The organism is Gymnodinialimonas sp., assembly GCF_059726805.1.
Genome location: NZ_AP041059.1, coordinates 999,869 through 1,019,587, shown reverse-complemented (window position 1 = coordinate 1,019,587; position 19,719 = coordinate 999,869). Strand labels below are relative to the sequence as shown.

At 63.6% G+C, this 19,719-nt stretch carries 15 protein-coding genes; 5 read left to right on the top strand and 10 right to left on the bottom strand.

Features of this window, described 5'->3' with window-relative positions; genetic code table 11:
• Positions 1-11: 11 nt before the first annotated feature.
• The 3 genes from AC6I9R_RS05025 to AC6I9R_RS05015 all read right to left on the bottom strand — a co-directional run bounded on the left by AC6I9R_RS05025 (position 12) and on the right by AC6I9R_RS05015 (position 3,452).
• On the bottom strand, positions 12-1,391 hold the full coding sequence (locus AC6I9R_RS05025; protein ID WP_461427729.1) for a TRAP transporter large permease: 1,380 nt from the start codon (positions 1,389-1,391) through the stop codon (positions 12-14).
• Positions 1,388-2,098: a TRAP transporter small permease gene (locus AC6I9R_RS05020; RefSeq protein ID WP_461427728.1), complete on the bottom strand. Its 711-nt coding sequence runs from the start codon at positions 2,096-2,098 to the stop codon at positions 1,388-1,390. Before AC6I9R_RS05020 ends, AC6I9R_RS05025 begins: the two co-directional genes overlap by 4 nt.
• 121 nt (positions 2,099-2,219) lie before the next feature.
• Positions 2,220-3,452 (bottom strand): TRAP transporter substrate-binding protein, encoded by a 1,233-nt coding sequence (locus AC6I9R_RS05015; RefSeq protein WP_461427824.1) that lies wholly within the window; start codon positions 3,450-3,452, stop codon positions 2,220-2,222.
• Positions 3,453-3,580: 128 nt separating this feature from the next.
• Between AC6I9R_RS05015 and AC6I9R_RS05010 the strand changes: the two genes are divergently transcribed.
• Together AC6I9R_RS05010 and AC6I9R_RS05005 are read left to right on the top strand one after the other, a co-directional pair.
• The gene (locus tag AC6I9R_RS05010) at positions 3,581-5,197 is read left to right on the top strand and encodes a GMC family oxidoreductase (RefSeq protein WP_461427727.1); all 1,617 of its coding nucleotides are present in this window, start codon (positions 3,581-3,583) and stop codon (positions 5,195-5,197) included.
• A gap of 138 nt (positions 5,198-5,335) precedes the next feature.
• Complete coding sequence (locus tag AC6I9R_RS05005; protein ID WP_461427726.1) at positions 5,336-9,727, top strand: Hint domain-containing protein; 4,392 nt, start codon at positions 5,336-5,338, stop codon at positions 9,725-9,727.
• Here the strand turns inward: AC6I9R_RS05005 and AC6I9R_RS05000 are convergent.
• The 4 genes from AC6I9R_RS05000 to AC6I9R_RS04985 form a co-directional block, all read right to left on the bottom strand.
• On the bottom strand, positions 9,714-10,523 hold the full coding sequence (locus AC6I9R_RS05000; RefSeq protein WP_461427725.1) for a carbon-nitrogen hydrolase family protein: 810 nt from the start codon (positions 10,521-10,523) through the stop codon (positions 9,714-9,716). The two genes, AC6I9R_RS05005 and AC6I9R_RS05000, sit on opposite strands and share 14 nt — an antisense overlap.
• Positions 10,524-10,551: 28 nt before the next feature.
• Positions 10,552-12,021 carry a glycerol kinase GlpK gene (gene glpK, locus AC6I9R_RS04995; protein ID WP_461427724.1) on the bottom strand — a complete coding sequence of 490 codons (1,470 nt, stop codon included), beginning with the start codon at positions 12,019-12,021 and terminating at the stop codon, positions 10,552-10,554.
• A gap of 11 nt (positions 12,022-12,032) precedes the next feature.
• Complete coding sequence (gene glpD / locus AC6I9R_RS04990; RefSeq protein WP_461427723.1) at positions 12,033-13,577, bottom strand: glycerol-3-phosphate dehydrogenase; 1,545 nt, start codon at positions 13,575-13,577, stop codon at positions 12,033-12,035.
• 78 nt (positions 13,578-13,655) lie between these two features.
• Positions 13,656-14,339: an arylesterase gene (locus tag AC6I9R_RS04985; RefSeq protein WP_461427722.1), complete on the bottom strand. Its 684-nt coding sequence runs from the start codon at positions 14,337-14,339 to the stop codon at positions 13,656-13,658.
• Here AC6I9R_RS04985 and AC6I9R_RS04980 point away from each other — a divergent pair.
• Genes AC6I9R_RS04980 through AC6I9R_RS04970 form a run of 3 tightly spaced genes read left to right on the top strand, consistent with a single transcriptional unit; the run spans position 14,338 to position 18,394 of the window.
• On the top strand, positions 14,338-15,003 hold the full coding sequence (locus AC6I9R_RS04980) for an ABC transporter ATP-binding protein (RefSeq protein WP_461427721.1): 666 nt from the start codon (positions 14,338-14,340) through the stop codon (positions 15,001-15,003). The genes AC6I9R_RS04985 and AC6I9R_RS04980 overlap by 2 nt on opposite strands.
• A complete protein-coding gene (locus AC6I9R_RS04975) occupies positions 15,000-17,528 on the top strand; it encodes an ABC transporter permease (protein WP_461427720.1) in 2,529 nt (842 codons plus the stop codon). The genes AC6I9R_RS04980 and AC6I9R_RS04975 overlap by 4 nt, the downstream gene beginning before the upstream one ends.
• Before the next feature lie 38 nt (positions 17,529-17,566).
• Positions 17,567-18,394, top strand: coding sequence for a metallophosphoesterase (locus AC6I9R_RS04970; protein ID WP_461427719.1), 828 nt, complete (start codon positions 17,567-17,569; stop codon positions 18,392-18,394).
• 125 nt (positions 18,395-18,519) lie between these two features.
• Here the strand turns inward: AC6I9R_RS04970 and mnhG are convergent, their stop codons facing one another.
• The 3 genes from mnhG to AC6I9R_RS04955 are packed head-to-tail and all read right to left on the bottom strand — an operon-like array spanning position 18,520 to position 19,664.
• Positions 18,520-18,846 carry a monovalent cation/H(+) antiporter subunit G gene (mnhG, locus tag AC6I9R_RS04965; protein WP_461427718.1) on the bottom strand — a complete coding sequence of 109 codons (327 nt, stop codon included), beginning with the start codon at positions 18,844-18,846 and terminating at the stop codon, positions 18,520-18,522.
• A gap of 21 nt (positions 18,847-18,867) precedes the next feature.
• On the bottom strand, positions 18,868-19,191 hold the full coding sequence (locus AC6I9R_RS04960) for an MrpF/PhaF family protein (protein WP_461427717.1): 324 nt from the start codon (positions 19,189-19,191) through the stop codon (positions 18,868-18,870).
• A complete protein-coding gene (locus AC6I9R_RS04955) occupies positions 19,188-19,664 on the bottom strand; it encodes a Na+/H+ antiporter subunit E (protein WP_461427716.1) in 477 nt (158 codons plus the stop codon). The genes AC6I9R_RS04960 and AC6I9R_RS04955 overlap by 4 nt, the downstream gene beginning before the upstream one ends.
• Positions 19,665-19,719 lie beyond the last annotated feature (55 nt).

Here is a 19,719-nt window from a genome sequence, read left to right as displayed (position 1 = left end):
CGGGGCCTCCCTTAGAGATCCGGCAGTAGCATCGTCGAGAGCGACGGCACAAGTGCCACAATGATCCAGATCGAGATCAGTGCGAACAGGTAACCCCATGTGTATCGCAGGAGCTTGAAGTATGGCACCCCTGTCACCCCTGACGCCACGTATAGGTTCAAGCCGTAGGGTGGCGTAATGAACCCGATAGAGGCACCCACCAGGAAGACCACCGCGAATTGCAGCGGCTCTACGCCCACATCATGGGCGATGGGGGCCAAGATTGGCGCAAGAATGATCGTAACCGGAAGCGATTCCAGGACCATACCGAAGACGAACACGATGGCCATGGCGGTAAAGAGCACCGCGTAGTAGCCGCCCATCGAGGTCACGAACTCGGTCAGGATTTCCTGGGCACCGAGGTCCGAGAGGACCTGCTGCATCACCACGGACACGGCGATCAGCGGCGCAAGGATGCCGGTGATCTGCGCCGAGCGCATTGTGATGGAGGGCAGTTCGATCGGGCTGAAGCCCCCGACGACCAACATGCCACCGAAGCTCCGCTCGTCCACCGGACGATCTTCGCGGGTCTCAAACCCGGGGTTGGACAGGCTGACGATCTTCGTGATGGCAAGGCAGGCAAAGCCCACGAAGACACAGAAGCCCACGGTCACGCCAGCTGCCTCTGTCGGAGAGAACTTGCCGGTGTAGATGCCCCAAAGCACAAGGCCGATGGCGAAGAAGCCAAGCCAGGCGCCGACGCCGGTTTTCATCACCCGCAAGATATTGAGGTCGATGATGTAGCCCCATTTGTTGCGGAAGCAGACGATGAAACACGCGGTCATCATCGCAAGCACCATCAACGAGCCGGGGATGATGCCCGCCACGAAGAGGTCCGAGATCGGCAGGTTCATCAAGAAGCCGTAGACGATGAAGATGATCGACGGCGGGATAATGATACCCACCGTACCACCCGCAGCAGCGGTGGCTGCCGAGAAGCGTTCATCAAAGCCACCTTTGACCATCTCTGGGTGGAGCATGGAGCCGATGGTGGCTGTCGTGGCCGAGTTGGAGCCCGAGATGGCCGCGAAGAGGCCGCAAGCGCCAAGGGCCGCCATGGCCAGGCCGCCCCGGATCCAGCCCAAACAGGCATAGGCGTAGTCGGTTAGGCGCCGGGCGATGCCGGATCGGTTGATCAGGTCCCCCGTCAGGATGAAGAGCGGCATGGCCAGAAGGGCGAAACCGTCGGTGAAGACGCGGCTCAGCGCGGCGGCGATATTGTCCAGCGGCAGGCCGAGGACAAAGGACATGCCGATGACCCAGTAGCCGATGACAAGAAACACCGGGACACCCAGCATGAACAACCCTGTCACGCCAAGCGAGATGAGGGTGATGATTGTACCGTCGGTCATGTGTCACCTCCGATCACGGCTTGCTCGATCAGTTTGTTGCCCGAGCGGAAATTGCTGAAGTCGCGCGACCAGTTTTCCATCACGCGGGCGATCAGGAAGACGAAGGACATGGGCACCGCGAGGATGAACCACCACTGCATGAGGCCATCGGTGCCGGGCACGATCTGGAAGTTGGAGGCCGCGTTCACGGCCAGGCGCGTGCCGGTCACAAGCACGACCCAAGAGAAGCCCATCCACAGTAGCGCATCGACGCTGAGCAGGACCATCTGAACGGGGCGCGGCATGTTGGTGCGGAATTCGCTGAACGACAGGTGCGTGCGCAGCTTCACGTTATAGCTGCACCCGACCCAGGTCATCACCAGGAACAGGAAGGGCGGAAGCGTCGTAGTCCAAGGCCAGGGCTGAAGCCACTGCGGCGTATTGGAAAAGTCCATCCCCAGCATGCCCGGCACGAACCGCTGGATCACGCCAAAAAAGATAATGCCGCCAATGGTCAGGTACGAGACCACCATGACGGTCGGTTCAAGATTGCGTTCAATGAATGGAACATAGCGGTAGACCATCATGATGATGAAGCCGCCTAACAACATGGCAATTAGGGCCAAGCCCCACGCGCCTTCTGTGTTGACTGCACTTCGGATCGTCCATGCATCGCCATCGGCTAACGCAGCAAGGATCGCACCCATACCGGTGAAAATCTCTCCCATCGGCCCCTCCCCGGCTTATGAAGTTATGTTGGACGAGGTCAGTCGCGTGCCCCGCCTGTCAGAGCAGATGCGGCGAGCCCGAAGGCCCGCCGTCATCCGTTTTCCTAAAATCCCAAAGGGATTAGCCGCGCCACCAACGACGGGGCTCAACGTTCTCGGCCAGCGTATCAGCAGGGATCTGACGTGCAACGTCGTAGATCTCCTGGTAGGTGTCTGCGCCACCCTGCCAGTTGTTGAGACGCTCGCGCCATTCGGCCCAGGGCTCAGGATTGTACTCAGGCGCACACATCTCACGAGCGATCTGGATCTGGTCTTCGGCGAGCTTGGCGACACGGACGTCGTTCTCGGCGAAGATCGTGCCGGGCATCGGCGGATCGGTGAAGCCCACGGTGTTGACCAGGGCCGCTTCGTTGGCCGCTTGCACGTGAACCTGCGTGAGATACGCGGATTCCATGATCGCGTCCTGCAACTCGCCGGACATGCTGTCGAAGAGTTCCGCGTTCATGCCGGTGTGCTCGGTACCGCAGAAGAACTTCAGGTCGACCGACTGGCTGACCACCGGGCTCATGTTGGCGTATGCCACAGCGGAGGCCCAGGTTTCTGCACCGTCAACAAGACCCTGACGCAGACCGTCGAGGGTCTCTTCCCACGCGATGGGCGTCGGGTTGAGGTTCATCAGGTTCATGGCGATACGGCCAAGCTGCGTCCCCGTCACACGGTTACGTGTGCCGAACAGCTCTTCCAGTTGGGTGACCGTGTCACGCTCTGCGAAGGTGGAGCCCATCTGCAGGCCGCGCAGTTCTGCGTGGCTGAACAGGAACTTAACGCCGTGCATCCGCTCCAGCGGATCGCGCAGAAGCGTCTGGGACTCAGGGCTGTAGAGGAAGTGGTACTGGTCCGCACGCGAGCGGAACATGTAGGCGTAGTCCAGCACGTTCAGGTACGGTGCGGAACCGGCAGAGTTCTGTGTGGATGCGGAATAGAAGTCCACAACACCCAGCTGAGCACGCTCAAGGCAGTTCAGCTGACCACAGATTGCGTTGTCGCCGATGAACTCGATGCGGATCGCGCCATCGGTACGCTCTTCGAGGTCGCGGGCGAACTCAAGAACACCGGCACGCTCGATCAGCAGGTTGCGCTGGTTGAAACCAGCGGCGCCCAACTTCAGCTCGTACTGAGCTTCGGTGCCGTAGCGGCGATCATACGTGGATTCCACAGCATGTGCCAAACGCGGCAGGGTGACCGCACCGGTCAATGTGGCGGCGCCCATAACAACGGACGAAACGCCATACGTGCCTGTCAGCTTCATCAGATCTCGGCGTGAGATCTGTGCCAGGGCTTTGGATGCGTTCATTTTCATTTTCGCTTACCTCCCAATAATGCGCAAAATTGATACTTGTGGTCTCAATCTTGGTCAACTTATGGTCTAGGAGGCAAGTGAAATCTTTCCAATGCTGAAAAAGTGACCAAGGACGTGCAACTATGACCGAAGTATCAGCGGATTACGTGATTGTCGGCGCCGGATCGGCCGGCTGTGTGTTGGCAAATCGGCTATCAGCCGATTCGCGGAACTCTGTCATTTTGCTCGAAGCCGGGGGTCGCGACTGGAATCCATGGATCCACATTCCCGTAGGTTACTTCAAGACCATTCATAATCCAAAGGTTGATTGGTGCTACAAGACCGAGCCTGATCCCGGCCTCAATGGCCGGTCCATCGAATGGCCGCGCGGCAAGGTGTTGGGCGGCTCATCTTCGCTGAACGGGTTGCTTTACGTGCGCGGTCAGGCCGAGGATTATGACCGCTGGCGGCAGATGGGAAACACCGGATGGGGCTGGGACGACGTGCTGCCCCTGTTCAAACGCGCCGAGCATAACGAGCGTGGCGCCGATGAATTCCATGGCGACGAAGGCCCGCTCTCGGTCTCCAACATGCGCATCCAACGGCCCATCACCGACGCCTGGGTCGCCGCCGCGCAGGCCGCGGGCTACCCGTTCAACCCCGATTACAACGGCGCAACGCAGGAAGGGGTGGGCTATTTCCAGCTGACCTCGCGCAATGGGCGTCGGTGCAGTTCAGCGGTGGCCTACCTGAACCCGGCGCGCTCCCGCGAGAACCTGAAGATCATCACCCATGCACAAGTGGACCGGGTGACGCTGGACGGTAAAAAAGCCACCGGCGTGGCCTATACCGACCGCTCTGGCAACCAGGTCATCGTCAAGGCGGGCCGTGAGGTGATCCTGTGCGGCGGCGCGATCAACTCGCCGCAACTGCTGATGACCTCCGGCATCGGCGAGGCCGCGCAGCTGTCCGAACACGGCATTGAGGTGGTCCAGGACCTCCACGGCGTGGGCAAGAACATGCAGGATCACCTGCAGGCGCGGCTGGTCTACAAATGCAATGAGCCGACGTTGAATGATGAGGTCTCCAGCCTCATCGGTCAGGCCAGAATTGGCTTAAAATACATGATGTTCCGGGCTGGTCCGATGACCATGGCCGCCAGCCTGGCGACTGGGTTCATGCGCACTCGCGATGATCTGGAAACGCCCGATATCCAGTTCCACGTCCAGCCGCTGTCGGCCGAGAACCCCGGCAAGGGCGCGGACAAGTTCAGTGCCTTCACCATGTCCGTGTGTCAGCTGCGCCCCGAAAGCAAGGGTGAGATCCGCCTGGCCAGTAAAGACCCCCGGCAGTACCCGAAGATCATCCCCAACTACCTGTCGACCGAGACTGATTGCCGGACCGTCGTGGCGGGCGTCAACATCGCGCGCAAGATCGCGCGCCATGCGCCGCTGACCTCCAAAATCAGCGAGGAGTTTCGGCCCCACGCCAGCCTCGACATGGATGATTATGAGGCGACGCTGGATTGGGCGCGCAACAACACGGCCTCCATCTACCACCCCACCGGCACCTGCAAGATGGGCCAGGGTGCGGACGCCGTCGTGGACGCGCGTCTTCGGGTCCATGGGATCAGCGGGCTGCGCATCGCCGATTGCTCGATCATGCCCGAGATTGTGTCCGGCAACACCAACGCGCCTGCCATCATGATCGGCGAAAAGGCCTCGGACCTTGTCCTGGAGGACAACCGAAACACCGCGTAACCCATTGATCAAAGGCTTTTATTCCCGCGCCACATTTCTGCCACATTCTGCGCTTCTTTGCCTCAATTTCGTCATGCATTCGCTCTAAATTGACCGGGTAAGAGCAATCGGCCGCAGAGCCGAGACGAGTGGTAAGTAATGGCAACGATCAACGGCGACGGGACAGACAATGGTCTGACCGGCACAGGCAGCGCCGATGACATCACCGGATTTGCGGGCAACGACACCATTACCGGTGGCGGTGGCAACGATGCTATTGACGGTGGCGCACCATCCCTGACCCCCACAGCGCTGGACCTCAACTGGAACGCCCAGGGCGGCGATGGCACCAATCTGGCCGGGGGTTTCACCCAGAACACCGGCGGCATCGATGTGGCCGTCAGCTTCACCAATAACGGCGGCGGCACGACCGCTCAGGTCGAGACCGATCCGACCTATCTGGCCACGGGCGAGACCTTCAACGCCAATTCAAACCTGGCCATTCGCGGCGACGGCAGCGCCGATGTCTGGACGGTTGATATCGATTTCTCCGCCGTCGGCGGCTCGGGCTTTGCCAATGAGGTCGAGAATGTCGCCTTCCGCCTGCACGACATCGACCAAGCGGGTTGGCAAGACGTCTTCACGATCAACGCCTATGACGCCGCGGGCAACCTGATCCCCGTTGTTCTGACAACCGCGGGCAACGATACCGTGGATGGCAATACCGTGACCGCCGGGCCCGGGGCCACGGGCTACAACGATCCCCTGGGCTCTGTGCTGGTCGAAATCGCGGGCCCCGTCGCGAATATCGAGATCATCTACGCCAACGCCGGGACTGACGCTCAACTTGGATTGGTGGGCGACATCCAGTTCGACGCCGTGCCCACGGACGACGACGAGCTGTTCGGCGAAGCGGGTAACGACACGATCACCGGCGGTTTCGGCAATGACCTGCTGGATGGCGGCAACAACAATGACGTGCTCGATGGCGGCTCGGGCAATGACACGCTTCTGGGCGGGTCGGGCCGCGATACGCTGGACGGCGGCGATGGGCAGGACAGCATTGACGGCGGCGCGGGCCGTGACAGCCTGGAGGGCGGCGACGGCAACGACACGCTAGAGGGCGGTAGCGGCGCCGACACGCTGGAGGGTGGCGCGGGCGATGACAGCCTGGACGGCGGCAGTGGCTTTGACGTCCTGATCGGCGGCGAAGGGGCCGACACGCTGAACGGCGGCAACGGCAACGATATCATCACCGCAGGCGGCGGTGATGTCGTGATCGGGGGCGAGGGCGGCACGGACACAAATGACGAGTTGATCGTCAATGACGTGGCCGAGGTCATCTTTGACCCGCTGAACCCGGAAAACGGCACGGTCGTCTTCAACGACGGCACCACCGCCACCTTCACCGGGATCGAGACGCTGACCGTCAACGGCGGCCCCGATGGCGTGGTGGACGGCACCCTCGGCAACGATCTGATCGACGCCAATTACGTCGATCCGAACCTGGAACAGGTCGACAACAACGACGGCACCGCGGGCACGACCGGCGATGAGGATGTGATCGAGGCGGGCTTCGGCGACGACACGGTCTATGGCGGTGAGGCTGACGACAGCATCACCGGCGGTCCCAGTGGCCCCCTGAACTCGGCCACCGAGAATTTCAGCTGGATCGCAGAGGGCGACGGCACCGATATCTCGGGCGGGATGACCCAGGACACGGGCGTCGCCAACATCAGCGTCACCATCACCAATGACGGCGCGCTGAACCAATCCGCGATCACGAATACCACGCAATATGTGGAAGGTGCGGACCCGTTCTCGGCCACATCAGGGCTGGCGCTTGGGGGTAGTGGCGGCGCGGATGTGGCGACGCTGGATTTCGCCGCCGACGTCGAATTGACCAACGTGTCCTTCCGCATCAACGATGTGGACGCGGGCGGTTGGGAAGATATCCTGACCGTCAACGCCTATGATGCGAACGGCAATCTGGTGCCCGTGACGCTGACGCCCGAAACAATCGGCGACGTGGTCAGCGGACAGACCGTGACCGGCGCGGGCGATGACAATCCCAACGAGGTCGGCGGCTCGGTCCTGGTGGAGATCGCAGGTCCCATCACCCGGTTCGAGGTGATCTACGAGAACGGCGGCACCACCGGGCAGGTCGTCTATCTGACAGACGTCCACTACACGGCGTCTGAGACGGACGACGATATCCTGTATGGCGGCCAGGGCGGCGACACCATCGATGGCGGTGCGGGCAATGATCAGATCTTTGGCGACCAACTGGCGGTCGACCCGCTCGATATCGCCTCGGGCACCGGCGGCACGGCGACCTCTGTCACATTCCAGAACGACGCGCCCCACGCGGTAGAATTGGCGCAGATCGACGCTTCCGGCGTTGCCGTGCCTGTCATCACGATCCCCGCGGGCAGCGATTTCACCACGCCGTCGACCACCCAAACCAACTGGGTTCTGCTGGATCCCGCCACCGGCGATATCCTTCAGGTCTATGAGGCACCCGCCGACGCGAGCACGCAGGTTTTCACCAGCACCGGCGCCGACAGCCTGTTTGGCGGCTTGGGCGACGACACGATCTCGGGCGATTTCGGGGCAGACACCATCGACGGCGGCGCGGGGGACGACAGCCTGTCTGGCGGCGCGGAAGAGGACCTGTTCCAATTCACCGACGGCTTCGGCACCGACACCGTGGACGGCGGCGAGGACGGCGATGACCTCGACACGCTCGACTTCAGCCAGATGTCAACGGGCATCGACGTGCTGTTTGACGGCGACGAACAGGGCGACGTTTCGGACACCGGATCAGCCGACAGCGTCGAATTCACCAATATCGAGCGGGTGGATGGCACGGCCCAGGACGACACCATCGACGCAGGCGCCTCGGGCGCGGATCAGACGCTGGTGGGCAACGACGGGGCGGACAGCATCGTCGGCGGCAGCGGTGCGGATACGCTTTTCGGTGACGGCGGCACCGGCACGCCTGCCAACGGCGCGCTTGTCTATGCCGATGATTTCGACGGCGGCAATGACGGCGGCTGGGGTGGCGCGCCCACGGACAACACCGACCCGTTCTTCGGCTCGGTCCTCGGGCGCATTCAAGGCACGTCCTCGGCCACGGATATCGAGGCCCAGCGGACACTGACCTTTGACCCCACCTACGACGACGCGGTGATCGAGTTCGATTTCCACCGCATCGACAGCTGGGATAACGAGGAATTCCAGATCTATGCCAACGGGCAAGAGATCTTCAGCCAGGCTTTCTTTCCCAACACCGCCGTGGGCGGCACGAACACCGTTACGATTGGCGGTGTCACCTACACGGTCTCGCTCACATCCCTGGGCGATGCCGCGCAGAACGGGTATTGGAGCGGCGAAAGCTGGACCACGGACCAAAGCTTCCGCGTGCGGATCGAGGTGGAAAACGCGCCCGAGACGCTGGACCTGGGCTTCGGCTCTACCCTCGACCAGGCAGCGACGGACGAAAGCTACGCGTTCGACAATTTTGCCGTCGTCTCCACCAACGACCTGACCATCGACCCCACGACGTTCATCAACACCGGCAACGACGATACCATCGAAGGCGGCGCAGGCGCGGACGTCATCTATGGCGAAGAGGGCAACGACAGCCTTGACGGTGGCGCCGACAATGACACGCTTTTCGGCGGCGAAGGCGATGACAGCATCCAGGGCGGCACGGGCCAGGACAGCCTGATCGGCGGTCAGGGCAGCGACACTTTGGTGGGCGGCGCAGATGCCGACTGGATCTTCGGCGGCTCGGGCGATGTGATCGACGGCGGAGAGGGCGGCGACGACAACGATACGCTGTTCCTGGGCGATGAAGGCGCGATCATCATCTACGATGGTCTGAACCCCGAAAACGGCACCGTCACGTTCAGTGACGGCACCACGCTGACCTTCTCGAATATCGAAACGGTGATCCCCTGCTTCACGCCCGGCAGCCGTGTCGCGACCGAGCGGGGGACCTTCAAGGTGGAAGATCTGCGCGTCGGCGACCTGATCCAGACCCGTGATAATGGCCTCCAGTCGATCCGCTGGATCGGCAAGAAGACCCTGACGCAGGTGGACCTTGCCAAAGCGCCACATCTGCGCCCGATCCGCATCCGCAAGAGCGCCTTGGGCAAGGGCGTGCCGAACCGCGATATGGAGGTCTCGCCCCAGCATCGGATGCTATTTGAGGGCGTGCAGGCCGAGTTGCTTTTTGCCACGGATCAAGTGCTGGTCCGTGCCAAACACCTTACCCATCTGCCCGGCGTCGAGGTCGCCAAGACCTGCGAGCGCGTCACTTACATTCACCTCATGTGCGACGCCCATGAGGTGATCCGCGTCGACAACGCCTGGACCGAAAGCTTCCAGCCCGGCGATATGGTGCAGAACCGCGAAGCGCGGGAGATCTTTGGCGATCTGCTACACGCATTCCCAGAGTTGGGGACAGAAAAGGGCCGCGAAAGCTATGTTTCCGCGCGGCTCAGCCTGAAGGCCCATGAGGCCGGGCTGATCACATCCGTTTAAGCGGCACGTCGCGCCCCGTTGCCAGCGCCGGGATCTGCGCGCGGGCTTTGCCCACCAGCGAAAGATCCAGATCGACAAGCGCCATCTTCGGCGCCCCCTCACCCATATCCGCCAACACCTGGCCCCAGGGGTCGACGACCAGCCCATGGCCATAGGTCTCGCGACCATCGGCGTGACTGCCGGATTGAGCGGCCGCGATCACGAAAGCCCCGGTCTCAATCGCGCGGGCGCGCAACAGCGTTTCCCAATGGGCCCGCCCCGTGGCGACCGTGAAGGCCGACGGGATGAAGATCACGGACGCACCCGCCTGCCCAAGGGTCCGATAAAGATAGGGAAACCGCAGGTCATAACAGATCGTCATCCCGAACCCGCCCCACGGCGTATCGGCCAGGACCAGCGCGTCGCCCGGCGCATAGCGTTTGGACTCGCCGATGGGGGCTTGCCCCTCGATCTGGACATCGAAGAGGTGGACCTTGTCGTATTCGGCTCTGATGGCGCCGCCCGCGTCAATCAAGGTGGAATGGTTCAGGAACCGACCGTCCGGGGCCAGAACGGGCGTCGATCCGGTGTGAATCCATAGCCCATGCTTGGCCGCAATCTCCTGACAGGCGGCGATGAACGGGTCATCGGCTGCATCCACCACCTGCGTCAGCGCCACCTTGCGGTTGGCGTTCATCAGGCCCGCCACCTCAGGCAGGGCCAGCACCTTGGCCCCCTGCCCCGCCGAATTCGCGGCCAGCGCCGTCACCGTTGCGATGTTGGCGGCATGGGTATCGGCAGAGCACATCTGCGCCATCGCGAGCCTCAAGGGGGCAAGCGGCGGCTTATCCACGGTCGGACAATGTCCGGGCGACAGCGTCCTTCCAGCCCGCATAGCGCGCATCGCGCGTGGCGGCATCCATCTGCGGCGCATAGGTCTTGTCCAAGGCCCAAGACGCCGCGAAACCCGCCTGATCCGCGTAGATCCCGGCCCGCTGTCCGGCAATCCAAGCGGCCCCCACCGCCGTCGTCTCCAGCACCTGCGGGCGGTCTACCTGCGCGCCGAGGATGTCGGAAAGGAACTGCATCGTCCAATCGCTGGCCGTCATGCCACCGTCCACCCGCACGTTGCCAGTGTCGCCGGGGTAATCGGCAGCCATCGCCTCCAGCAGATCCCGCGTCTGAAAACCGACGCTTTCCAAGGCGGCCTTTGCGATTTCCGCCGGGCCAGAGTTCCGCGTCAGCCCGTAGATCGCCCCGCGCGCGTCCGGGTCCCAATAGGGCGCGCCGAGGCCCGTGAAGGCAGGCACGAGGTACAAGCTTTGGGTCGGATCCGCCGCCTCTGCCAGCCCCGCGCTTTGTGGTGCGTCGTCAATGATCTTCAGCCCGTCCCGCAGCCATTGCACCACCGCACCGGCGATGAAGATGGAGCCTTCCAGCGCATAGGTCGGCGTGCCGTCGAATTGATAGGCAATCGTGCCCAACATCCAGTTTTGCGAGGTCACCAGCGTGTCGCCGGTGTTCAGCAGCGCAAAGCACCCGGTGCCGTAGGTGGATTTCAACATGCCAGGCTGGAAGCAGGCCTGCCCGACCGTGGCAGCCTGTTGGTCACCCGCCACGCCGAGGATCGGCAGCGGCGCACCAAAGAGCGTCGTCTCGCCAAAGTCGGCGGCGCAATCGAGGACCTCAGGCAGCATGTTTGCGGGGATGTTGAGGAGCGCGAGAATGTCCTCATCCCACCGCCCCTCGCGGATGTTGTAAAGCAACGTGCGCGCGGCGTTTGTGGCGTCGGTCACGTGGCGCTTGCCCTCGGTCATGCGCCAGATCAGGAAGCTGTCGATGGTGCCAAACGCCAGTTCCCCGGCCTCCGCCTTCGCGCGGGCACCCTCAACGTTATCCAACACCCAGGCCAGCTTCGTGCCGCTGAAGTACGGGTCGAGCAGCAGGCCCGTCTTGTCGCGCACCATATCCTCATGGCCCGCTGCCTTGAGATCCGCACAAAGCGCGGCGGTGCGGCGATCCTGCCAGACAATCGCGTTATAGACCGGCGCGCCGGTCGCGCGGTCCCAAACCACCACCGTCTCTCGCTGGTTGGTGATGCCGATGGCGGCGACGTCGCCGCCCTGGTCCAGCGCCCCACGGCAGGTCTCCAGCACCGTCTCCCAGATCTCCTCCGGGTCATGCTCCACCCAGCCCGACGCCGGGAAATGTTGCGTAAACTCTTTCTGGGCGCTGGCCTTGGGCCGCAAATCCCCATCAAACACGATGGCGCGCGTCGAGGTGGTGCCTTGGTCAATGGCGAGGATTTGTGTCATCTCATCTCTCCCTAAGATGCGGCCATGAAGGCGTCGATCTCCGCGATCTGATCAGCGCTCAGTTTGAGGCCAAGTTTCGAGCGGCGCCAGACCACATCTGCCGCTGTCCGGGCATATTCGTGGACCATCAGCCAACGCACTTCGGCCTCCGTCAAGGTGGCCCCGAAGTCGCGGCCCAGTTCTTCGGGCGATTTTGCCATGCCCAGAAGGTCGGACGCCTCGGTGCCGTAGGCGCGGATCAGGCGTTTGGCCCATCTGTCGCCCAAGAACGGATAGGCTGTCTTGAGATCCGCGATCAGCTTGTCCACGCCATCCACCGGGAAATTGCCGCCGGGCAAGGGCACGCCCGCCGTCCAATGGCCCGAAGCCTCCGGGAAGAAGCGTGCGATCTTGTCCCAGGCGTCCTGGGCCAGCACGCGGTAGGTGGTGATCTTGCCGCCAAAGACGTTCAGCATCGGCGCGCCGGCGTCATCAAGGGACAGCACATAGTCGCGCGTCGCCGCTGTGGCTGACTTTGCCCCGTCGTCATAGAGCGGCCGCACGCCCGAGTAGGTCCACACAACATCCTCGGCCGTCAGGGTTTCCTTGAAGTAATCGTTGGCAAACCGCAGCAGGTAGTCCCGTTCCTGCGGCGTGCAGGCGGCCTCGCGCGGGTCAGCGGTGTGCTCGGCGTCGGTGGTGCCAATGAGGGTATAGTCCGTCTCATAGGGGATCGCGAAGATGATCCGCCCGTCGGTGCCCTGAAAAAAGTAGCACTTGTCGTGATCGTAAAGCTTGCGCGTCACGATGTGCGACCCACGCACCAGCCGCACCCCCTCGCTGGAGTTCTGCCGCGCCACGTTGCGCACGATATCGGCAACCCAGGGCCCGCCCGCGTTTACCAGGGCGCGCGCGTAGATCGTGCCCGCGCCTTCACCCTCCAGCTCGATGCGCCACTGCTCTCCGTCCCGCTGCGCGGAGACCACGCGTGTGCGCACCATCACCTTGGCGCCGCGCATCTCGGCGTCGCGGGCGTTCAGCACCACAAGGCGCGCGTCCTCGACCCAGCAATCGGAGTACTCATAGGCCTTGGTGAAGCGATCCTGCAGCGGCGCGCCCTCAGGCGTGCCGTCAAGGCTGACACCCTTCGTGCCGGGCAGGATCTTCCGCCCACCCAGATTGTCGTACAAAAACAGCCCCAGACGGATCAGCCAGTTGGGCCGCCGCCCCTTCATCCAGGGCATCACCGTGCCCAGGATTTTTGAGGTCGGTGTCGTATTGTCGAACCGCATGTCCTTGGAGAGCGGTAGCACGAAGCGCATCGGCCAGCTGATATGGGGCATGGCGCGCAGCAAGGTCTCACGCTCTTCCAGGGCGTGGCGCACCAGCTTGAACTCGAAGTATTCCAGGTACCGCAGGCCGCCGTGGAAAAGCTTTGTCGACGCGCTGGAAGTGGCGCCGGCAAGGTCCCCCATCTCGGCCAGGGCCACGCTTAGGCCGCGCCCCGCCGCATCGCGGGCGATGCCGCATCCGTTGATGCCGCCGCCAATCACGAAAAGGTCGTAGGGCTCGTCCATGATCCGGTTCCTGTTGCGCGCTCAGACTGCGCGCCTCTTCTCACCTCGTGTTCGTTTTGTCAATTTTTGCGTTCGGTTTTATTCGCTTCCGACGCGCTCAATCAGCGCTGCTACCTGAGGCCCTAAATCTTCGACAATCAATGCAACCCCGGCGGCATTCGGGTGAATGCCGTCGCGCTGCATAAACTCGGACACGTCCGCGCCCGCGTCCACCGAGGCGCGGAAGCCGTTGAAGAAGTCACGTTCCAACAAAGTCCCGTAGGTTTGCGCCAGGTCCGGGTACATCCCGTTGAATTCCTGCTGATAGTCAGGCCCGTAATTGCCCGAGGCCACAATACCCACCAGCAACACCTCCAGATCCGCATCGCGGGCAACCTGCAGGATGCCGTCGAGGTTCGCGCGGCTCACCGCCGGGTCAATCCCCCGCAGGAAATCGTTGCCGCCAAGCGCCACGATGATCGCGTCGACCTCGGGCGTCAGGCTCCATTCCACCCGCGCCAGACCGCCCGCCGTGGTGTCCCCAGAGACGCCCGCGTTGATCAACGTGACGGCGTGCCCCTGCCCTTCCAGCCACCCCTCCAGCTGCGGCACGAAGCCTTCTTCCTGCACCAAGCCGTAGCCCGCCGTCAGACTGTCGCCAAGGGCCAGGATCGTCGTTTCGTCCGCCAGCGCCGGGGCTGCGAAACCGGCAAACAGCGCCACCTTGCCGAGGCGCGCCAAGGCCCCATATGACCCTAGAAGTGAACGGAAGAGTTTAGACATGGCGGCACTCCTATCTTTTTCCGACGCGACGCTGTCGCTTGACGGCAACGCGGGCCGTGTCGACATCCTGCACGGGATCACGTTGGAGGTGCAACGCGGTGAAACGCTGGCGCTCACGGGGCCGTCCGGGTCTGGCAAATCGTCACTCCTCATGGTGATGGGCGGGTTGGAACGGGCCAGTGGCGGCTCGGTCACGGCGATGGGCCGCGACATGACCGCGATGTCCGAGGATCAGCTGGCCCGGTTTCGTCGTCAGCATATGGGGGTGGTGTTCCAATCCTTCCACCTGATCCCGACAATGACCGCCCTGGAAAATGTCGCCACCCCGTTGGAGCTGGCCGGTGTCGCCGATGCCTTTGACCGCGCAGAGGCGGAGCTGGACGCCATGGGCCTGGCTGCCCGCGCCGGGCACTACCCCGCGCAGATGTCGGGCGGCGAGCAACAGCGCGTCGCCTTGGCCCGCGCCTCTGCAACCCGCCCCGATATTCTTCTGGCCGATGAGCCGACGGGTAATCTGGACGGGTCCACCGGCGCGCAGATCATGGATCTGCTGATGGCGCTGCGCGACCGCCATGGCGCAACACTGATCCTCGTCACCCATTCCCCGGAACTGGCCGCGCGCTGCGACCGAGAGGTCCGCCTGCGCGACGGGCGCATCGCATGATCGCCTGGCGCATCGCACGGCGAGAAATGCGCGCAGGTCTGCGCGGCGGGCTGCGTGGCTTTCGGGTATTTCTGGCCTGCCTCGCTTTGGGTGTGGCGGCGATTGCGGCCGTGGGCTCCGTCCGCGTATCGATCGAGGAAGGATTGGCGCGCGAGGGCGCGGTGATCCTGGGCGGCGACGCGGAGGTCACCTTCACCTACCGTTTCGCCGACGATGATGAGCGCGCCTTCATGGCGGCGATGGCCGACGTCGTCTCGGAAACGGTCGATTTCCGCTCCATGGTCGTGGTCGACCGCGACGAGGTAGAGCGGGGCCTGACGCAGGTGCGCGGGGTGGACGCCGCCTGGCCGATCTATGGCACGGTCGGATTGGATCCGCCGATGCCGATATCCGAGGCGTTGGAGGTCCGCGACCTGCCCGGCGCGGTCATCGCGCCGCTTCTGGTGGATCGGCTCGCGCTATCGGTGGGCGACAGGATCCGCCTGGGCACGCAAGAGTTCGAGTTGCGCGCGCTACTGGTGGATGAGCCCGACGGCGCGTCCTCCGGCTTCGGGCTTGGACCGCGAACAATCGTTTCGTTAGAGGGGCTTGAAGGATCGGGCCTGATCCAGACCGGAACGCTTTACGAAAGCCAGTACCGCCTGCGATTACCCCCGGGCGCTGATCTGGCCGCCGCCGAAACCACGGCTGCTCCGCTAGAGGTTAACGGCGCGCGCTGGCGCGATGCCCGCAACGGGGCACCGGGCGTGGCCGAGTTTATCGATCGGATCGGCGCGTTCCTGGTGCTGGTCGGCCTCGCCGGTTTGGCCGTGGGTGGGGTCGGCGTCGCCGCTGCGGTGCGCGCCTATCTGGAGGGCAAGATCGCGACCATCGCGATCCTGAAAACCCTGGGCGCCGAGGGGCGCACGATCTTTGCCACGTACTTCATTCAGGTCGGCATTCTGACAGCGCTTGGGGTCACATTGGGCGTGATCCTCGGCGCCGCCGCGCCCTTGGCGTTCGCGCCGGTGATCCAGGCGAATTTGCCGGTTCCCGTCGCGGTCAGCGTCTATCCCGGGCCGCTTCTGGAGGCCGCGTGGTACGGCATCCTGACCGCGTTGATCTTCACGCTCTGGCCTTTGGCGCGCACCGCCCAGGTCCGCGCGGCGGCGCTGTTTCGCGATGCCTCTATTGGCGCGGCGGCCTGGCCCCAGGCGACCTATGTTATTGCAATTACGGGCCTTTTGATCGTCCTCATCGGCTCTGCCGTCTGGGCCTCTGGCATCCCTCGACTGGCGCTCGGGACGGCAGGCGGACTCCTCCTCGCGCTCGCGCTCCTCGCAGGGGCAGCTTGGGGGATCCGCGCCATATGCCGACGCTTGGCACGGGTCCGGTTCGTGCGGGGGCGCACGGCGATCCGCACGGCCCTTGGCGCCGTGGGCGGGCCGGGGTCCGAGGCCGGATCCGTCGTCCTTTCCCTCGGCCTCGGCCTTGCCGTTCTGGCCGCCGTTGGGCAAATCGACACCAATCTGCGCAGCGCCATCCAACGGGATCTGCCCGAGGTCGCGCCGAGCTATTTTTTCGTGGATATTCAACCCGATCAGCTCCAGCCGTTCCTGGACCGGGTCGAGACTGATCCCCAGGTCAGCCGGGTCGATACCGCGCCGATGCTGCGCGGTGTGATCACTCAGATCAACGGCACCAGTGCGCAAGAGGTGGCGGGCGATCACTGGGTCCTGCAAGGCGACCGAGGCGTGACCTACATGGCGGGCGCGCCGCCGGCAGAGGAGATCATGGCGGGCGATTGGTGGCCCGAGGATTACACCGGCCCGCCGCTGATGGCCTTCGCAGCAGAGGAAGCGGCGGAGATCGGGCTTGACCTAGGCGATGTGATCACCGTGAATATCCTGGGCCGCGACATCACGGCGACCATTGCGGCGCTGCGCGAAGTTTCCTTTGAAAACGCAGGGATAGGCTTCATCGTCACGATGAATGAGGCCGCACTTGCAGGCGCGCCGCACACCCATATTGCGACGGTCTATGCTGAGGAAGACGCCGAAGCGCAGATCCTGCGCGATGTGGCCTCGGACGCGCCCAACGTCACCGCAATCCTTGTGCGCGACGCGCTGGACCGTGTGGCCGAAGCCCTGCGCGGCATCGCGCGCGCCACGTCCTATGCCGCTTTGGCCACGCTTTTGACCGGCTTCGTCGTGCTGATCGGGGCGGCGGCAGCGGGGGAGCGGGGGCGCGTGTTTGAAGCCGCCGTTCTGAAAACGCTGGGGGCGTCGCGAGGCACAGTGCTGGCCAGTTTTGCGTTGCGTGCCAGCCTGTTAGGGGCTGCGGCGGGGATTGTCGCCATCGCCACGGGGGCGCTGGGGGGATGGGCCGTGATGACGTTCGTGATGGACACCGACTACGTGTTCGAGCCCGTCTCTGCCACGGCGATCGTTCTGGGCGGCGCGGCTGCGACCCTGCTGGCGGGCCTGGCCTTTGCCTGGCGGCCCCTGGCCAGCCGCCCCGCGCAGGTTTTGAGGGCACGAGCGTAGGCCTGTGACGGCGTTTCCCCTTGCCAAATCACGCCTGAATGCGCACCTCTGATCTCATGTTGAAATCGATGCGATCACTTCTTGGGCGGAAGCAACACAGCGCAGTCCCGGCAGAGGCCGAAACCCCGGCCACACAAGATATGCCGTTGCCCGAGCGTCAGACCTACATCATCGGCGATGTCCATGGGCGCGCTGACCTGTTGGAGCTGATGCTGGAACTGATTGATGCGCACATCGGCGGCACCTCTGCGGTGGACCCGATGCTGGTGTTCGTGGGCGATTACATTGACCTGGGACCTGACTCGGCTGTGGTGCTGGCGCGGATGCGCGAGTTGCAGGAGAGTTTTCCGACCAATGTCACCTGTCTGATGGGCAGCCACGAGCGGATGATGCTCGATTTCCTGGCCGACCCCGCCACGCGGGGGCCGCGCTGGATGCGCTCGGGCGCGGTGGAAACGCTGCGCTCATTCGGGGTGGCGACGGCGGATCTGGAAGAAAGCCCCGAATTCGATGCCTTCCCCACCGCCGCCACGGCCCTGCGCCGCCGGATTCCAGCTGAGACGTTGAATTGGCTGGAAAATCTGCCCCTTAGCTGGTCCTCCGGCAACCTCTGGGCGGTCCATGCTGGGGCAGATCCGGGCCACGACATGGCCGATCAATCGGCCCGCGTGCTGCTCTGGGGGCACCCGGAATTTGATGGCGGACCGCGCGGCGATGACGTCTGGATCGCCCATGGTCACACGGAAATTGACGCGCCCGTGGTGGCCGAGGGCCGCATCGGGACGGACACCGGCGCCTGGCGCTCGGGGCGGTTGACGGCCTGCGCGGTGCGGCCCGACGGGCGGTATGATTTCCTTCAGACCTGAGGGCTAAGCCCGCGCCAGAGTATATCAATGGTATATCAATCGCGGATTTGGCCACTTCCAATGACCCCAAGCGCCGGCCCCAGGTATATCAATGGTATATCAATTTTCGCACCACCAGACCCGCGCTAAAGCTTCTCGCGGGTGCCCTCTTCGATCTTGGTGTTCCACAACGGCACGCCCGCGCGGAACGCGGCGCGGCCGATTGTGTGGGCGGCGACCGGTGCGGTGATCAAAAGGAACAGGATCGTCGCCACGGCCCGTGTGATCGTGGTGATGTCACCAAAGAAAATCGCGACGGCAATCAGGATCAGACCGGCGCCCAGCGTCCCCGCCTTGGTGGAGGCGTGCATTCGGATCAACACGTCGCGCAAGCGCAAGACGCCGAGACCGGCCACGAAGCAAAAGAACGCGCCCAGCAGGATCAGGCCTGCGATGATGTATTCAGCCAGCATGGCGGACCTCCGGTGCGACGATCATGGCGCGTCCTCCGCCTTGGCGGCTTCCTTGGCGGGCGGTGTGCCCGTGCGGTGCTGGGCGCGGTCGACGAACCGCGCCAAGGCTACCGTCGCCAGGAAACCGATGATGGCGACCACGATGGCCACGTCCACAAAGGCGGTCTCTCCGGACAGGATCGCATAGATGCCGCAAAAGCTGACGATCAGCACCGTCATCATGTCGAGCGCCACGATGCGGTCGGGCAGCGATGGCCCTTTGACGAGGCGGATGAACGCCCCCACAACGCCCAGCATGACCAGCACGAAGCCGATGTCGATGGCGGTAACGAGGATCGGGCTCATTCCATGGCCTCCTTCACGCGACGCTCCACACCTTCCTTGATGGACCGGCGGATCTCTTCCGGGTCATCGGCGAACATGGCGTGGATGTAGAGGGTCTTGCGGTCCTCGGTCACATCCAGGCTGAGAGTGCCGGGCGTCAGGGAAATGTAGTTGGTCATCACAAGGATGGCCATTTCGCCTTCCGTGTCGAGCGGCACCGAGATGATGCCGGGGCGCGATTTATGCTCGGGCGTGAGCACATCGTAGACCACCTGGACCGAGCTTGCGAAAAGCTCCCACACAAAGGCGAGGACCAGTTTGACCCACTTCGTGGCGCGGGAGAAATAGCGGTCGCAGCCAGGATAAAGCGGCCGTGTGGCGAAGAGCGCGGCAGAGCCGAGCGCAAAGCCCACCAGCAGATTGGGCAGGCTGATGTCCCCGGTCAGGGCCGCCCAGGCGACGGCGAGGGCGACGTTGAGGGCGAAAATGTTCATGGGGCCTCCTTTCGGGCGCACGCGGGGGGGGCCATTTCGGAGTGCATATGGGGGC

Excerpts from the sequence above, each read along its gene's own strand:
- AC6I9R_RS05005 (WP_461427726.1), top strand. The coding sequence starts at position 5,336 with ATGGCAACGATCAACGGCGACGGGACAGACAATGGTCTGACCGGCACA.
- AC6I9R_RS04955 (WP_461427716.1), bottom strand. The coding sequence starts at position 19,664 with ATGAACATTTTCGCCCTCAACGTCGCCCTCGCCGTCGCCTGGGCGGCC.
- AC6I9R_RS05020 (WP_461427728.1), bottom strand. The coding sequence starts at position 2,098 with ATGGGAGAGATTTTCACCGGTATGGGTGCGATCCTTGCTGCGTTAGCC.
- AC6I9R_RS04960 (WP_461427717.1), bottom strand. The coding sequence starts at position 19,191 with ATGAGCCCGATCCTCGTTACCGCCATCGACATCGGCTTCGTGCTGGTC.
- AC6I9R_RS05000 (WP_461427725.1), bottom strand. The coding sequence starts at position 10,523 with ATGGCGCAGATGTGCTCTGCCGATACCCATGCCGCCAACATCGCAACG.
- AC6I9R_RS04980 (WP_461427721.1), top strand. The coding sequence starts at position 14,338 with ATGGCGGCACTCCTATCTTTTTCCGACGCGACGCTGTCGCTTGACGGC.
- AC6I9R_RS04985 (WP_461427722.1), bottom strand. The coding sequence starts at position 14,339 with ATGTCTAAACTCTTCCGTTCACTTCTAGGGTCATATGGGGCCTTGGCG.
- glpK (WP_461427724.1), bottom strand. The coding sequence starts at position 12,021 with ATGACACAAATCCTCGCCATTGACCAAGGCACCACCTCGACGCGCGCC.
- AC6I9R_RS04975 (WP_461427720.1), top strand. The coding sequence starts at position 15,000 with ATGATCGCCTGGCGCATCGCACGGCGAGAAATGCGCGCAGGTCTGCGC.
- glpD (WP_461427723.1), bottom strand. The coding sequence starts at position 13,577 with ATGGACGAGCCCTACGACCTTTTCGTGATTGGCGGCGGCATCAACGGA.
- mnhG (WP_461427718.1), bottom strand. The coding sequence starts at position 18,846 with ATGCTGGCTGAATACATCATCGCAGGCCTGATCCTGCTGGGCGCGTTC.
- AC6I9R_RS05025 (WP_461427729.1), bottom strand. The coding sequence starts at position 1,391 with ATGACCGACGGTACAATCATCACCCTCATCTCGCTTGGCGTGACAGGG.
- AC6I9R_RS04970 (WP_461427719.1), top strand. The coding sequence starts at position 17,567 with ATGCGCACCTCTGATCTCATGTTGAAATCGATGCGATCACTTCTTGGG.
- AC6I9R_RS05015 (WP_461427824.1), bottom strand. The coding sequence starts at position 3,452 with ATGAACGCATCCAAAGCCCTGGCACAGATCTCACGCCGAGATCTGATG.
- AC6I9R_RS05010 (WP_461427727.1), top strand. The coding sequence starts at position 3,581 with ATGACCGAAGTATCAGCGGATTACGTGATTGTCGGCGCCGGATCGGCC.